General features: G+C 66.3%; 13 protein-coding genes and 1 pseudogene. 9 read left to right on the forward strand and 5 right to left on the reverse strand.

Going from position 1 to position 14206, the window contains the following annotated elements:
* A pseudogene (locus IP83_RS20795) lies at positions 1-262 on the reverse strand (hypothetical protein); the annotation flags it as partial.
* Positions 263-408: 146 nt separating this feature from the next.
* Here IP83_RS20795 and IP83_RS02670 point away from each other — a divergent pair.
* The 3 genes from IP83_RS02670 (at position 409) to IP83_RS02680 (ending at position 3053) form a co-directional block, all read left to right on the forward strand.
* The gene (locus IP83_RS02670; RefSeq protein ID WP_054120664.1) at positions 409-1257 is read left to right on the forward strand and encodes an alpha/beta fold hydrolase; all 849 of its coding nucleotides are present in this window, start codon (positions 409-411) and stop codon (positions 1255-1257) included.
* A 383-nt stretch (positions 1258-1640) separates the two neighbouring features.
* Entirely contained in the window at positions 1641-2087 is a 447-nt protein-coding gene (locus IP83_RS02675) for an HAD family hydrolase (RefSeq protein ID WP_054120665.1), read from the forward strand.
* Between the two features lie 135 nt (positions 2088-2222).
* Positions 2223-3053, forward strand: coding sequence for a 23S rRNA (adenine(2030)-N(6))-methyltransferase RlmJ (locus IP83_RS02680; protein ID WP_054120666.1), 831 nt, complete (start codon positions 2223-2225; stop codon positions 3051-3053).
* 91 nt (positions 3054-3144) lie between these two features.
* Here the strand turns inward: IP83_RS02680 and IP83_RS02685 are convergent, their stop codons facing one another.
* Positions 3145-3549, reverse strand: coding sequence for a hypothetical protein (locus IP83_RS02685; RefSeq protein ID WP_054120667.1), 405 nt, complete (start codon positions 3547-3549; stop codon positions 3145-3147).
* A 579-nt stretch (positions 3550-4128) separates the two neighbouring features.
* Here IP83_RS02685 and IP83_RS02690 point away from each other — a divergent pair.
* The 3 genes from IP83_RS02690 (at position 4129) to IP83_RS02700 (ending at position 5611) form a co-directional block, all read left to right on the forward strand.
* Positions 4129-4404, forward strand: coding sequence for an HU family DNA-binding protein (locus tag IP83_RS02690; RefSeq protein ID WP_054120668.1), 276 nt, complete (start codon positions 4129-4131; stop codon positions 4402-4404).
* 97 nt (positions 4405-4501) lie between these two features.
* Entirely contained in the window at positions 4502-4768 is a 267-nt protein-coding gene (locus IP83_RS02695) for a hypothetical protein (protein WP_054120669.1), read from the forward strand.
* A gap of 63 nt (positions 4769-4831) precedes the next feature.
* Positions 4832-5611, forward strand: a complete 780-nt coding sequence (locus tag IP83_RS02700; protein ID WP_054120670.1) for an enoyl-CoA hydratase — start codon at positions 4832-4834, stop codon at positions 5609-5611.
* Between the two features lie 271 nt (positions 5612-5882).
* Here the strand turns inward: IP83_RS02700 and IP83_RS02705 are convergent, their stop codons facing one another.
* The 3 genes from IP83_RS02705 to IP83_RS02715 all read right to left on the reverse strand — a co-directional run bounded on the left by IP83_RS02705 (position 5883) and on the right by IP83_RS02715 (position 9425).
* Positions 5883-7913 (reverse strand): NADPH-dependent 2,4-dienoyl-CoA reductase, encoded by a 2031-nt coding sequence (locus IP83_RS02705; RefSeq protein ID WP_054120671.1) that lies wholly within the window; start codon positions 7911-7913, stop codon positions 5883-5885.
* A 14-nt stretch (positions 7914-7927) separates the two neighbouring features.
* Positions 7928-8725, reverse strand: a complete 798-nt coding sequence (locus IP83_RS02710) for an enoyl-CoA hydratase/isomerase family protein (protein ID WP_054120672.1) — start codon at positions 8723-8725, stop codon at positions 7928-7930.
* A gap of 76 nt (positions 8726-8801) precedes the next feature.
* Complete coding sequence (locus IP83_RS02715) at positions 8802-9425, reverse strand: TetR/AcrR family transcriptional regulator (RefSeq protein WP_054120673.1); 624 nt, start codon at positions 9423-9425, stop codon at positions 8802-8804.
* A 62-nt stretch (positions 9426-9487) separates the two neighbouring features.
* On the opposite strand from IP83_RS02715, the gene IP83_RS02720 reads away from it, so the two are divergent.
* From IP83_RS02720 to IP83_RS02730, 3 genes are all read left to right on the forward strand, one after another.
* A complete protein-coding gene (locus IP83_RS02720; protein ID WP_054120674.1) occupies positions 9488-11755 on the forward strand; it encodes a CoA transferase in 2268 nt (755 codons plus the stop codon).
* Complete coding sequence (locus IP83_RS02725) at positions 11752-13275, forward strand: acetyl-CoA acetyltransferase (protein WP_231624876.1); 1524 nt, start codon at positions 11752-11754, stop codon at positions 13273-13275. The genes IP83_RS02720 and IP83_RS02725 overlap by 4 nt, the downstream gene beginning before the upstream one ends.
* Positions 13276-13350: 75 nt before the next feature.
* Positions 13351-14133 carry an SDR family NAD(P)-dependent oxidoreductase gene (locus IP83_RS02730; protein ID WP_054120675.1) on the forward strand — a complete coding sequence of 261 codons (783 nt, stop codon included), beginning with the start codon at positions 13351-13353 and terminating at the stop codon, positions 14131-14133.
* Positions 14134-14206 lie beyond the last annotated feature (73 nt).

Genomic DNA, 14206 nt, shown 5'->3' on the forward strand with positions numbered 1-14206 from the left:
GAATATCAAACCGGCGGACTCTCGTTATGACCGCGGGACCAGCGGGGGGCAGGTCACCAATCTTCATCCGGACGAGGTCACAGCGCCCAAGCTTGCTGTCGATTGCCAAGTCGAACAGTGCTCTATCTCGCAAGCGACGGCGCTGATTGAGGTAAAATCGGATCTCCCAAATTTGCTTTGGCTTGAGTGCACGTTTCGCGCCGACGGTCCTGCCAGCATTCCAGGCTTGGCGCTTGGTGGATTTGGTTTCAGGCATCTCCATGATCGTTCTCCGAGGGCCGGAATGGCCGCCGGAAGAATGCAGTACATCCCGATGATCAGACTACCCCGAGGCGCTATGTGAAATTGCGGAAATGGTAGCGCCATGAGATGGAGGTTTCCCCCGCACCTTGGAAGGACCGCGACGCCATGGCCAGTTTTCTCAAGACCATCATGGGCAGCGGCGCCACCGCACTCGCCTCGGCTGCGGGGCTGGCCGCGTTCACCGCCTGGAATCGCAAGCGCGCCGAAGAGCTGGTGCCGCCCGATGGGGAGTTCGCCGATGTGAAGGGCGCGCGCTTGCACTACCTCGACACTGGCGAGGGATCACCGATCGTTCTGGTGCACGGTCTGGGCGGCCAGCTGCGCAACTTCACATATGCCCTGAGCGAGCTACTCGCGCCCCACCACCGACTGATCGTGGTCGACCGACCGGGATCGGGATATTCGGCCTATCACGGTGACAGCGATCGCGGCCTTGCCGTGCAGGGCGCGATGATCGCCGAACTGATGGACAAGCTCGGGCTGCACCGGCCGTTGGTGGTCGGCCATTCCCTCGGCGGTGCGATTGCTCTGGCAATGGCGCTTGCTCATCCCGGCAAGATTGGCGGCCTTGCGCTGCTCGCACCCCTCACCCAGCCCATCGAAACCATTCCGCAAGTTTTCAAGGCGCTCGATCTGAAGTCACCATTGGTCCGCACCTTGCTGGCATGGACCCTGGCTGCGCCCGCAGGCCGCCTTGGAGCAGATGCGGCGAATGCACAGGTTTTCGGACCCGAACCCTTCCCGGCCGATTTCGAGACGCGGGGCGGCGCCGCGCTCACATTGCGTCCCGAAGCGTTCGTGGCGGCTTGCGGCGATGTCGAGGCGGCTCGCGCCGAAATGGCGAGCTTTCCCTTCCGGTCGGGATCATGTTTGCCAAGGGCGATCTCCTGCTGGACCCATCGGTTCATGGCCAGCCGACCGTTTCAGCGATCACGGGCGCCGAGCTCAAGCTGATCGAAGGCGGACATATGTTTCCGCTCACACAGCCTCGGGTCACGGCCGACTGGATCATGGAACGCGCCAAGACCTGACCTTGCGTCATCCCGAACTCGCCGGGAAGTGCGCAGCACATGCTGCCGATGACCTCTCAGGGCGGCGCGCCGACGAGCCACACTGGCAAGTCGATCACTACACCTGACGGGCAAGGTCAGCACTCGGGCGCAATCACTGCGCTGGCCCGCTTCCATCGGGCCTAGTGCCCGGTGAAACCTTAGACGGCCTCAACCTGCCGAATCGGCGTGACGATGCCGCCAGCCGTGGCGGTGCGCGCGCAGTATTCAGCCCAAGCGTCCATCAGCTTGACGCGCCGGGGGAGCAACGTGGCGCGTGCATAGGATGTGGATCTGACACCGCAGCAGAAGCGCGCGCTTGTCGAAGTCTATGGCCAGCTGCCCGCCTGGCCGGACACCACCGCGACACTGGCGGCGCTGAGCGAGGCGGGGGTCCGGCTCGCTTTCCTGTCCAATCTTGGCGCCGACATGCTGCTGGCCAACATGCGCAGCAATGGACTCGACCGGTGGATGGACCCGCCGCTCAGCACGGACCGGGTGCGCGCCTTCAAGCCGTCGTCGGGCGCTTATGCGATGGCGCCGCACCATTTCGGCTTGCCGCGCGAGGAGATCGGCTTTGTCGCGTTCAGCGGCTGGGATGCGCTGGGCGCCAAGTGGTTCGGCTTTCGCACCGCGTGGATCAACCGTCTCGGCGTGACGGAGGAAACGCTCACGCCGCACGCTGATGCAATTGCAAGCGATCTCTCGGCGATCGCTGCGCTGCGGGCGCCCTAGCGCCGCGCCGCGAGCGCAGAAGTGCTTTGAAGGTTCCCGGCTGTTTCTGTACGGGCACCGCATTGGCCCGTGCCATCGCCTCGCGCCCGGCTCGTGCGCTACGTATCAAAGCAGTTCGTCAGCCCCCAAGACCGCATGAACTACCGCCATTCCTTCCACGCCGGCAACAGCGCCGATGTCGTCAAGCACTGCCTGCTGATCGCGCTCGTGCGGGCCTTGCAGCAGAAGGAAAGCGCGCTCACCCTGATCGACACGCATGGCGGCTGCGGGCTCTACGACCTTGGCGGCGAAGCGGCGCTGCGCACCGGCGAGGCGGCGCAGGGCGTGCTGCGCGCCCTTGCCGATCAGAACCCCTTGCTGAGCGACTACCGCGCTGCGGTACTGGCGGTGAATGGGGGCACCGAACCGCGGCATTATCCCGGTTCGCCGCGAATTCTGGCGCAGCTGCGGCGCGCGCAGGATCTTCTGATCGTCAACGAGAAGCATCCCGAGGACGCGCAGGTCCTTCGCGGCGTGATGCGCGGCACCGGGGCAGCCGTGCACGAACGCGACGCCTACGAGCTTTGGCTGGCGATGCTGCCGCCCCGCTCCCCGCGCGGCGTGGTGGTGGTCGATCCGCCCTACGAACAGACGGACGAGCGCACGCGGATCACCGCCACGCTCGTCGCCGCACACCGCAAATGGGCTCACGGGGTGACGGTGATCTGGTTTCCGCTAAAAGACCGCGCAACCCATGTGCGGTGGCGCGAACAGCTGCGCAAGCTCGGCATCCCGAAGCTCCTGCAGGTGGAGCATTGGCTCTACGACAACGACCAGCCCGGCATCTACAACGGCGCCGGCCTGTTCATCGTCAATCCGCCCTATGCCTTCACGCAGGCCCTGCCGCCGCTGCTCGAAGCCTTGCGCACCGCGCTGGCGCCCGAGGGGCATCAGGGCGAGCTTGGTGCCGATTGGCTGGGCGGCTGAGGCAGGTCCTCCTGCGGCGGCCCGCTACTGAACGCCGGACGCAGCCGGCATCGCCGCATGTGCCCAGCGGGGGCGACCCGCGCCGTATCACTCACAGGTTGTAGGCATTGCCGTGCGCCATGGTTGCGGTGAATTCCACCACACCGTCCTTGCGACGGATGCTGACCTTCTCGCCATCGCGGATCATCTGCACGCAGCCGCTCGAAGCAACATCGCCGGTCTCGAAGCAAAACAGATTGTCGTACTCACGGAACCGCCAGTTGATCGCGAACTTCTCGCCCTTGGGCATCACGCCCTTGAGCACGCCGCCTTCGGCAACATAGAACAGGTTCTTGCCTTCCGGGCTGTCGAACGCGAACGAACTGCCGACCAGATCGCGCTTCATTTCCTCGACCGACATCTGCCTGCCGAGTTGGGCATCCTCGTATAGGGGCTGCACCGGATCAGCATCGACCGACTGCGCAGCAGCGGCGAGAAACAGGAGTGAGGTGATCATTGCGCATCTCCCAAGAGCTTATGCCCGAGTTTCGGATCGGCACCGCGGAATGTTACAACAAGGCGCGGGTCAGCCCTCCAGCGCACCGCAATCCTGTGCAAAAAGTGGCGGATTTCGGGTCCGCCTTGACCGGAATCCATTTATCGGATCACAGCTGTCGGCGCGACTGAAGTGCGGCCAGAACTGCTCCCAATTCCAGTCGGCGCGCAAGATTTGTGTCCGCAGCCGCACGGACGGATTGGTAGTAATCGGCAGTGCACCGCCAGGACTCAACAGATCCGATCTTGAACAGAGTGCCAATCCGCGCTGCACTTTCTGCTAAACCAATGCGCTTATGTTGCTGCACAAAAGCGGCTGATCTGATTGGTCGTCGGCCTCATCCCGGCACCGTGGTGTTTTCCGCGTGTTTGCACCACCGCCGGCGCCTCGCCCGTACGGACCCGGAACGCTTCCGCACGGCGTTCGCGCGGCCCGGGTCGTCAGATTCCCCCAGATTCCAGCGTTTTCTCGCCGCGCATGGCTGGACGACGGGCGCGGCCCAAGCTAACCGGCGCGTCCAACCGTTGGAGATTTGGGATCATGAATACTGCTGAACTCGCCGAAGCCGTTGCTGCCAGCGCGGGCCTCACCAAGGCCGATGCCAAGAAGCTGGTCGACACCGTGTTCGCGGCGATTGCCGATGCGGCTGCCAAGGGCGAAGAAGTTTCGCTGAGCGCCTTCGGGAAGTTCAAGGTCAAGGAAAGCCCGGCCCGCGAAGGCCGCAATCCCTCGACCGGTGCCACCATCCAGATCGCCGCTTCGAAGAAGCTGACCTTCGCCGCCGCGAAGTCGGTCAAGGACAAGCTGAACGGCTGATCCGGCTCGCGCTCCGTGCGGGCGCAGGTTGCTACAAGGACGGCACGCGGGAGACCTCCTCTCGCGTGCCGTTTTCGTCTCGGGGAGGGACATTCCAGTGGGCTTTGACGACCTGATGCGCCGCTACTTCGGCACTGCAGACCTTGGCGGTCTGAGCGCAGGCGAGCTTGCAGCCGGCTCGGAACGTCTCGCTGTCGATTTCGGGCTCGAAACCGATCCCGCCCGCCGCTTCGCGCTGTGGGCGCTGATGTACATTCTCGGCAGCGCGCCCGATCTCGATGTCGCCTTCAAGGATGCTGGCGAGCGCGATGCCGCCCGCAACTTCATGGACCTCTACGCCGGAATCGCGCCCCCTTCGCAATAAGCAGAGGTGCACCTGCCCGCGCGCCATGGTCAAACCGGCGCAGCTTCCCCAAGGACTTGGCCCATGACCGATCTCATCCTCGTCGATATCGCCGATGGCGTCGCCACCGTCACGCTCAACCGCCCGGAGGCGATGAACGCCCTCTCGAAGGCCCTGCGCGCCCGCCTTGCTGAAGTGATGACCGCGCTCGATGCGGACGATGCGGTGCGCGCCGTCGTGCTGACCGGCGCCGGCACCCGCGCCTTCACCGCCGGGCTCGATCTCAAGGAACTGGGCTCGACCGAAGGGGCCTTGGGCGCCGCCAACGCCGAGGGCGCGTCGGAAAACCCGGTCAAGGCGATCGAGATCTGCCGCAAGCCCGTCATCGGCGCGATCAACGGCGTCGCCATCACCGGCGGCTTTGAAGTCGCGCTCGCCTGCGATGTCCTGATCGCGTCCACCAATGCGCGCTTTGCCGATACGCATGCGCGCGTCGGCGTCTATCCCGGCTGGGGCCTGTCGCAGAAGCTTTCGCGCATGATCGGCATCAGCCGCGCCAAGGAGCTTTCCTTCACAGGCAACTTCCTCGATGCCGCCACCGCAGAGCGCTGGGGGCTGGTCAACCGCGTGGTCGAACCCGAAGACCTCCTCCACGCCGCACAGCAACTGGCGCGCGACATGGCCTCGATCGACCCCACGTTCCTGCGCACCTACAAGGCGCTGATCGACGAGGGCTATGCCTTGCCCTTCGGCGAAGGCATGGCGCTGGAAGCGAGCCGCTCCTCGGCCGCCAATTCGGCGGTCAAGCCCGAGGAAGTCGAGGCCCGCCGCCTTACCGTGCAGGCGCGCGGCCGCAGCCAGTGATGGACGCGGGTCAGGTCCCGTTTCGGGACAAGTTGACACGGTTGACACGGCCCTGAGGAATAACTGCATTCGATCAGTGCGGCGATTTTGATCGCCAGAGTCGATCAGTTGCGGACCCGGGTACTGGCCGCGAGGAATTGCCCGCCCTCGCCCTGAAGCAGGGCGGCCATGACCAAGCGCGGGGTGGGAGGGGAAGCGCATGGCTTCACCCTCTCATAAACCGGCCTTGTAGGACAGGAGGCTTCCCGGCGTAGGCCCCGCAGAACAGCCTTTAGACCGCCACTGCCAGTTCGGTCGCCTGCAGAATCGCCCGCTTGGCATCAAGCTCGGCTGCTTCGTAGGCCCCACCGATGAGCCGCGGCGAAAGCCCGCGTGCCACCAGTTCGTCGTAGAGCCCGCGCGCCGGTTCCTGCCCGGCACAAACGATCACGGTATCGACCGCCAGCAAGCGCGGTTCGCCCTCCACGCGGATGTGCAAGCCCGCGTCGTCGATCCGGTCGTACTCGACCCCGCCCAGCATCTGCACGCCGCGCCGTTGCAAGGTGATGCGATGCGTCCAGCCCGTCGTGCGCCCCAGACCCTTGCCCACTGCGCTCGCCTTGCGCTGGAGCAGCCAGACCTCGCGCCCGCTGGAGGCGACTTCGGGCACCACACCGGTCACCCCGCCGCGCGGGTGGTTCTTGAAATCGATGCCCCATTCCTTCGCGAAAACGTCGATATCGAGCGAGCCCGGTGTTCCGGCATGGGTGATGAGTTCGGCGACATCGAAACCGATGCCGCCCGCGCCCATGATCGCGACCTTCTGGCCCACTTCGGCCTTGCCGGTGATCACATCGACGTAGCGGACCGCCTTGGGGTGATCGATGCCTACAATATCGGGCTTCCTAGGCGTGATCCCGGTGGCGATCACAATCTCGTCGAAACCGCCCGCCGCCAGCATGTCGGCGTTGACGCGCGTGGCGAGCTTCAATTCGATCCCGTTCACCTCGATCATCCGCCCGAAATAGCGGATGGTCTCGTCGAACTCCTCCTTGCCGGGGATCTTGCGCGCGAGGTTGAACTGCCCGCCGATTTCCTCCGCCGCATCGAACAGGGTCACCATGTGCCCGCGTCCGGAGGCGATGGTGGCATAGGCGAGGCCCGCCGGCCCTGCGCCCACCACCGCGATGCGGCGCACCTTGTCTGCCGGAGCAACCGTGATCTCCGTCTCGCGGCAAGCGCGCGCGTTGACGAGGCAACTGGTCAGCTGGCCGGTGAAGGTGTGATCGAGGCAGGCCTGGTTGCAAGCGATGCAGGTGTTGATCTCGTCCTCGCGGCCTTCCCACGCCTTCTTCACGATCTCCGCATCGGCCAGCATCGGCCGCGCCATCGAGATGAGATCGGCATCCCCCCGCGCCAGCACTTCCTCCGCGACATGCGGCATGTTGATGCGGTTGCTGGTGATCAGCGGGATCGAGACGACATCGCGCAGCTTGCCCGTCACTTGCGCGAAGGCGGCGCGCGGCACCATCGTGGCAATCGTCGGCACCTGGCTCTCGTGCCAGCAGAAGTGCGTGCTGATCACGTCCGCCCCGGCCTCTTCGAGCGCCTTGGCGAGGCTCGCCACTTCTTCCCACGCCAGACCGCCTTCGAGCATGTCCATCGCGGAAATGCGGAAGATCAGCATCTTGTCGTCGCCCAGCGCCACGCGCGCGCGCTTCACCACCTCGACCGCAAAGCGCATGCGGTTTTCCCACGATCCGCCCCAGCGGTCGGTGCGCTGGTTGGTTTTCTCGACGAGGAAGGTGGAGATCAGATAGCCCGCCGACCCGATGATCTCGACCCCGTCGTAGCCCGCCTGCACTGCCAGCGACGCGCAATTGGCGAACGCGGCGATCTGCTCCTCGATCCCTTCCTCATCGAGCTCCACCGGCGCGACGCGCGCCAGCCGCGAGCGCACGGGTGACGGCCCGACCGGCTCGCGCACATTGGCGATCGAGCCCGAATGCAGGATCTGCATGCAGATCTTCACGTCCGGATCGGCGGCGTGCACCGCATCGGTCACCGCGCGGTGCATCGGCACTTCCGAAGGCTCGCTCAGCTTCGCACCGCGCCCGCCGCTCTCGTGCGGGGTAATGCCGCCGGTGATGATCATGCCGACGCCGCCCTTCACGCGTTCGACGAAGTAGGCCGAAAGCCGCTCCGCCGCATCGGGCAAGTCTTCGAGGCCCGAATGCATCGAGCCCATGATGATGCGGTTCTTGAGCCGGTTGCCCCGGATCGTCAGCGGCGAAAACACCAACGGGTATTTGGGATGGGTCATGACAAGCGGTCCATTCAGTCGGGAATGTAGTTGGGCGCGCGCTTCTCGAGAAAGGCGCGCATGCCTTCGGCGAAATTGGGGCTGGCAGCGGTCATCAGCTGGTTGCGGTTCTCGATCGCCATCGCCGCCTCGAGGCTCGGCGCATCGACCGCGAGGTTGAGCCCCTCCTTGGTCATCCGCAGCCCCTTGGGCGAGGCGGCGAGCAGCTCGGCGACATAGCCTTCACCAACGGCTTCAAGCTCGTCATCGGGCACCACCTCGCTCACAAGCCCCGTCGCCAGCGCGCGCTGGGCATGGATGAACCGCCCGGTCAGCATCAGTTCCGAAGCCACCGACGTGCCCACCAGCCGCGGCAGGAAATAGCTCACCCCCATGTCGCAGGAAGAGAGGCCAAGCTTGATGAAAGCCGCATTCATCTTGGCGCTTGTCCCCGCGACGCGGATGTCTGCGGCCAGAGCAAAGGCAAAACCGCCGCCGCAAGCCGCGCCCTGCACCAGCGCAATGATCGGCTGCGGGCAGCGCCGCATCTTCACATAGACGTCCGCCAGATGGCCCTGAAAGCCGAAGCCCCCGCCGAACGGATCGGGGCCATTCGCTGCCTGCCGGTCCTTGATATCAAGCCCCGCGCAGAACGCCCGGCCCGCCCCGCGCATCACCACCACACGCGTCTCGCGGTCGCTATAGAGCGCGCCGAAATAGGCGCTGAGTTCGTCGACCATCTCCAGCGAAATCGCATTGAGCATGTCCGGCCGGTTCAACGTCAGCCAGTCCGCCGCGCCGCGCTTCTCCACCGTGATCGTCCGCCAGGTCATGCCCTGCTCTCCCCTCTGACGCGCATTTCTTCCACGAGAGGCGCCGCCGCAAACCTGCCCATATTGACAGCGCTGCTCATGTCCCGATGCCTCCGATCAGCAGGTCCGCCACCCGCGCCGCATATGTCGCGATGGCGTGCTCGCTCATCGTCTCGCCCGGACCAATCCGCCCGGCGTGCGTTTCCATCGCCGCAAGCAACATGTCGGAAGCGAGCGCAGGGCTGACCCCCTCGCGCAATTCACCCCGCGCGCGGCCCCGGCGCAGGATCGCAATGGCCTGCTCGGTCAGCGCCCCGAGTACCGGGCCAATCCGCGCCGCCAGTTCCGGATGCCCTGCCAGATCGCGCCGCACGTGCCGCGCTATGCCGCCACCCGTCTCCAGATAGCGAGTGAGCACCAGCGAGCCGAACGCGGTGAGATCGCCGCGCAAGCTGCCGTTATCGATGGTCGCCACTGCTTGCCAGCGCTGCTGGATCATGGCGCAAAGCAAGTCCTCCCCACTCGTCCAGCGCGCGTAGAGCGTGGACTTGCCGATCCCCGCCGCACGCGACACCGCATCGAGGCTGAAGCCCGCCCAGCCCCCCGCCCCATAGACCTGCGCGGCGGCCGCCAGAATGCGCGCCTCGACATCCGGATTGCGCGGACGGCCCCGGGGTCTGGTCCCTATCGAAAGCGCGGAATCATCGGATGTGCGTTGCATGGCCTTGTTCTATTCTTTATGGACGCCATCCGTCCAATAATATCGTGAGGGAGGCTCCGGCAGTGCAGCAAGAGGCCATCGAGCGCCCGCTTTCCGGCCTCGTCGTGATCGATCTCGTCGCCAGCCCGCTGGCAGGAATCGCCCGTATCCTGCGCGAACTGGGCGCCGAGGTGATCCGCCTCGAAGTGGACGGGCGCGGCGCCTGCCCCTCCGGCGATCACCGCGCGCAGCTTGAGTACTGGACCGCCAATCTCGGCAAGCGAATCGAGTCTGTGGCAGCCGCCGACCTGACGTGTCACCTCGCGGGCGCCGACCTCATCATCGAAGACCTGTCCGAAGGAAGCATCGACTGGGCCGCCTTGCGCGCTGCTCATCCGGCGCTCGTCCACATGACCGCCACCGGCTTTGGCCGCGGCAATGCCTTGTCGCACTGGCAGTGGACCGATGCCGTGCTGCACGCGCTGACCACCGAACTCTCGCGCTCCGGCATCAAGGACATGGCGCCGCTGCTGCCGCCGGGCGAGATCGCGGTGCAATGCGCCGTCGCGCAAGGGGCCTATGTTGCGATGGCTGCGCTGACGCAGGCGCTGACGAGCGGCACCGGCGGGCATGTCGATTACGCCGCGCTCGACGGCGCGATGCAGGCGCTCGATCCCGCCTTCGGCATTTCCGGCAGCGCCACCAATGGCCGCCCCGCCGCTGCGCTGCCACCGGGCAGGCCGCCCAAGGGCGTACAGTATCCGATCATCCCGGTCGCTGACGGCTACGTCCGCCTTTGCGTTCTCGCCCCGCGCCAGTGGCAGGGCATGCACCGCATGATGGGCTCGCCCGCCGAGTTTGCAGGCCCTGAGTTCAACGACATCATGGTCCGTTTCAAGAGCAGGGAACTGCTCGCCGCGATGCAGGCCTTTCTGGCGGACAAGACCCGCGCCGAGATCGCGGAGCTCGGCCAGCAGCACGGCGTCCCCCTCGCGGGCCTCAACACCCTCCACGATTGCCTCGCTGCCGATCATATCCGCGCGCGCGGCACCTTTACCAAGGTGGACCTCCCCGGCCTTGGCCTTGTTCCCGTGCCTGGCGGCATGATCGTGCTCGACGGCGAGCGCATGGGGCCGGTCCACGCCGGCAGCGCTGCCTCCCGACCCGCACCCGCCAACGCCCAGCCCGGCCGCCCCCTCGAAGGCCTGAAGGTGCTCGACCTCGGCGTGATCGTCGTCGGCGCCGAGACGGGCCGCCTGCTCGCCGATCTCGGCGCCGACGTGGTGAAGATCGAATCCGCCGCCTTCCCCGATGGCTCGCGGCAGACTTGGCTCAAGATCGGCCTGTCCAGCAGCTTCGGCGCCGGGCACCGCAACAAGCGCAGCCTCGGCCTCAACCTGAAGTCCGAGGACGGCAAGGCCCTGCTCCGCCGCATGGTGGCCGATGCGGATGTCATGCTGTCCAACTTCAAGCCCGGCACGCTGGAATCGCTGGGCCTTGGCTACGAGGAACTCAGCAAGCTCAACCCGCGCCTGATCGCGGTCGAATCCAGCGCCTTCGGCCGCACCGGCCCGTGGTCGAAGCGCATGGGCTATGGCCCGCTCGTGCGCGCAGCCGCAGGCCTCACCGCGATGTGGCGCTATCCCGACGATCCGGAAAGCTTCTCCGATTCGGTCACGATCTACCCCGACCATGTCTGCGCCAGGATCGGCGCCAGCGCGGTCATGGCGCTCCTCGCCCGCCGTCGGCGCACCGGACGCGGCGGCCATGTCGATGTCAGCCAGGCCGAAGTCATGCTCGCGCATCTTGCGACGGACGTGGCGGCCACTGCACTGGACCTCGCGCCATCTGCTGGACCTTCGGACGTCTACGCGTGCGCCAGGGAAGACGAATGGTGCGTCGTATCCTTGCGCGACGAGGCCGACCGCCAGCGCCTCGCCGCCCTGATCGGCACGCAGCCCCTCGCCGATTGGCTGGCCGACAAGAGCGCGCGCGAGGCCGCCGAAGCGCTGCAGGAGGCCGGCATCCCCGCCGCCCCCATGCTCCGCGCCGCCGATCTTGCCGATCACCCCACCTACACCGCGCGGGGCCTGTTCCGCGAGGAGCCGCACGATCTGCTTCCCGAGCCGATGACCGCCGAGCGCCGCCCCGCGATCTGGGACTGGATGCCCGATCCCGATAGCCGCCCCGCCCCGCTTCAGTGCCAGGATACCTACGCCGTGATGCAGGACTGGCTGGGCCTCACCGAAACCGAATGTGCATCTCTCGAGGCCGCCGGCGTGCTCGAAACGACCCCGGCAAAGATCCGCGAGATGGTCGCCACCAAATCCTATCTGGAGACTGCCCGATGAGCCTGATGACCGATCCTGCCATGACCGACCCGGAACGTATCCCTGTCATCATCGGCGTCGGCCAGCTCAACGACCGGCCCGAAGACCCGCAGCTCGGCCTCGATCCCCCGTCGCTGATGGCGGCCGCACTGCGTCTTGCCGAGGCGGATGCCGGGGGCAACATGCTCGCCGATCTCGATAGCCTCGCCATCGTCGACCAGATCAGCTTCCGCCATCTTGGCAACCTGTGCGACAGCGTGGCGCGCAAGATCGGCGCTCATCCGCCGATCAACTACCAGTCCGAAGCCCCCCACGGCGACACCCCGATCCGCCTGCTCAACGAAGCCGCCAACCGCATCGGTGAAGGCAAGGCCAGCCTCGCCGCCGTCGTCGGCGCCGAAGCGCTGCGCACTGCCGCAGGCCTCGCCAAGCTTGCCGCGAAAGGCGAGGACAAGAGCTACAACGCCGTCCGCAACGTCTCGACCCGCCGCGATCCCACTTATGCCCAAGCGCATGGCCTCACCGCTCCGGTCGATGTCTACCCGATCTACGAGAACGCTGGCCGCGCCGCCTATGGCCAGACCCTCGCCAAAGCGCAGGCCGAAAGCGGCGCGATCTGGGCGGGTATGAGCCGCGTCGCCGCCGCCAACGAAGGCGCGTGGATCCGCAAGGCGGTCAGCGCCGAGGAGATCCTCACCCCCGGCCCTGCCAACCGCCCGCTTGCGTTCCCTTACACCAAGCTCACGGTCGCCAATTCGTCGGTCAACCAGGGCGCGGGCTTCATCGTCGCCAGCCTCGCCGAAGCGCGGCGACGCGGTATTCCCGAAGAGCGCATGATCTTCGTCGGCATGGGCGCCGCCGCCAAGGAAGACCCCAGCATCCTGCGCCGCGACCGTTATGACCGCTCGTCCAGCATGGACACGGCGATCCGCCGGACGCTGGAGCTCAACCGGATGACCGGCGCGGATTTCGACCATGTCGAGCTCTACAGCTGCTTCCCCTGCGTGCCCAAGATGGCCCGCCGCGTGCTCGGCTGGCCGCTCGACAAGCCCGCCACCGTGTTCGGCGGCCTCACCTTCGGCGGCGGCCCCATCGCCAACTACATGAGCCACGCGGTCGTTTCGATGGTGGAGCGCCTGCGGGGCGGCGACGGCAAGACCGGGTTCCTCTTCGCCAACGGCGGCTATGCCACCGACAACCACTGCATCGTCATCTCGCGCCAGCCGATTGCTGCGGCTCAGTTCCCGCAGGACTTCGACTATCAGGCCGAAGCCGACGCCGCGCGGGGGCCGATCCCTGAGCTGGACAAGGACTACGTCGGCCCCGCGAAGGTCGAAAGCTACACCGTGTTCCACAACCGCGACGGGGTGCCTTCGAGCGGCGTGGTCATTGCACGCACGCCGGACGGCAAGCGTACGCTATGCCATATCGATGTGGCGGATGCTGGGATGTGCGCGTTCTTCATGGATGGCGCGGTGGAACCCGTCGGGACCGCTGGCGCGATTGCCACGGTGGATGAACGGCGGGTGTGGCAGCGCTGATCCCAAACCAAAATGCCAGTAGGTCCCCGCCCAAGCCCGCTCTAGGATCACGCCCCTGACATCAGGGAGAGCACAATGAGCGGACGGTTTCACGGCAAGGTGGCGCTGATCACCGGGGGCACCTCGGGTATCGGGGCGGGCACCGTGCGGCGCCTTGCCAGCGAAGGCGCAAAGGTCGTGTTCACCGGCTCGAAGGCTGGAGCCGCCGCTGCGCTCTGCGCCGAAACAGGGGCGGAATTCGCCCCCCACCGCGTCGAGGACGCCGCCGCGTGGGACAGCCTCATGGCCGATATCAAGGCCAAGCATGGCCGGCTCGACATTGCCTTCGCCAATGCCGGGATCGAGACGGGCGACAGCAGCGTCGAGGACATCACCCTGGAAGCGTGGCAGCGCGTGATGGGGGTCAACCTCACCGGCGTGATGCTCACGATCCAGCACGCGATCCGGGCGATGCGCGCCAATCCGGATGGCCCCGCCGGTTCGATCATCGTCAACTCGTCGATGAGCGCCTACCGCCCGCTTGCCAACTACGTCGCCTATTCGGCGAGCAAGGGCGCGCTTATCGCACTGATGAAGTCGTCCGCGCTCCACTGCGCCAATCTCAAGACGCGGATCCGGGTGAACTCGATCCACCCCGGCGTGGTCGAGACGGAGCTCATCCGCGGCGTCATCGACCGCAGCCCCGACAGCGCCGCCGCGCGCGCGCAGTTCAACGCGATGTCTGCCATCGGCCGCATGGGCCGGGTAGAAGAAATTGCCGCGCTGGTCGCGTTCCTCGCTTCAGATGAAGCGGGCTTCATCTCCGGATCGGAATACGGGATCGATGGGGCTAGCACGGCGGGGATGGTAGGGGTCTAACGCCCCCACCATCCCCTCCCGTTCGTGTCGAGCGAAGTCGAGACACCTTGCGCTTGGTGTCTCGACTTCGCTC

The sequence above is a fragment of the Novosphingobium sp. AAP93 genome (assembly GCF_001296055.1).
Lineage (GTDB): Bacteria > Pseudomonadota > Alphaproteobacteria > Sphingomonadales > Sphingomonadaceae > Novosphingobium.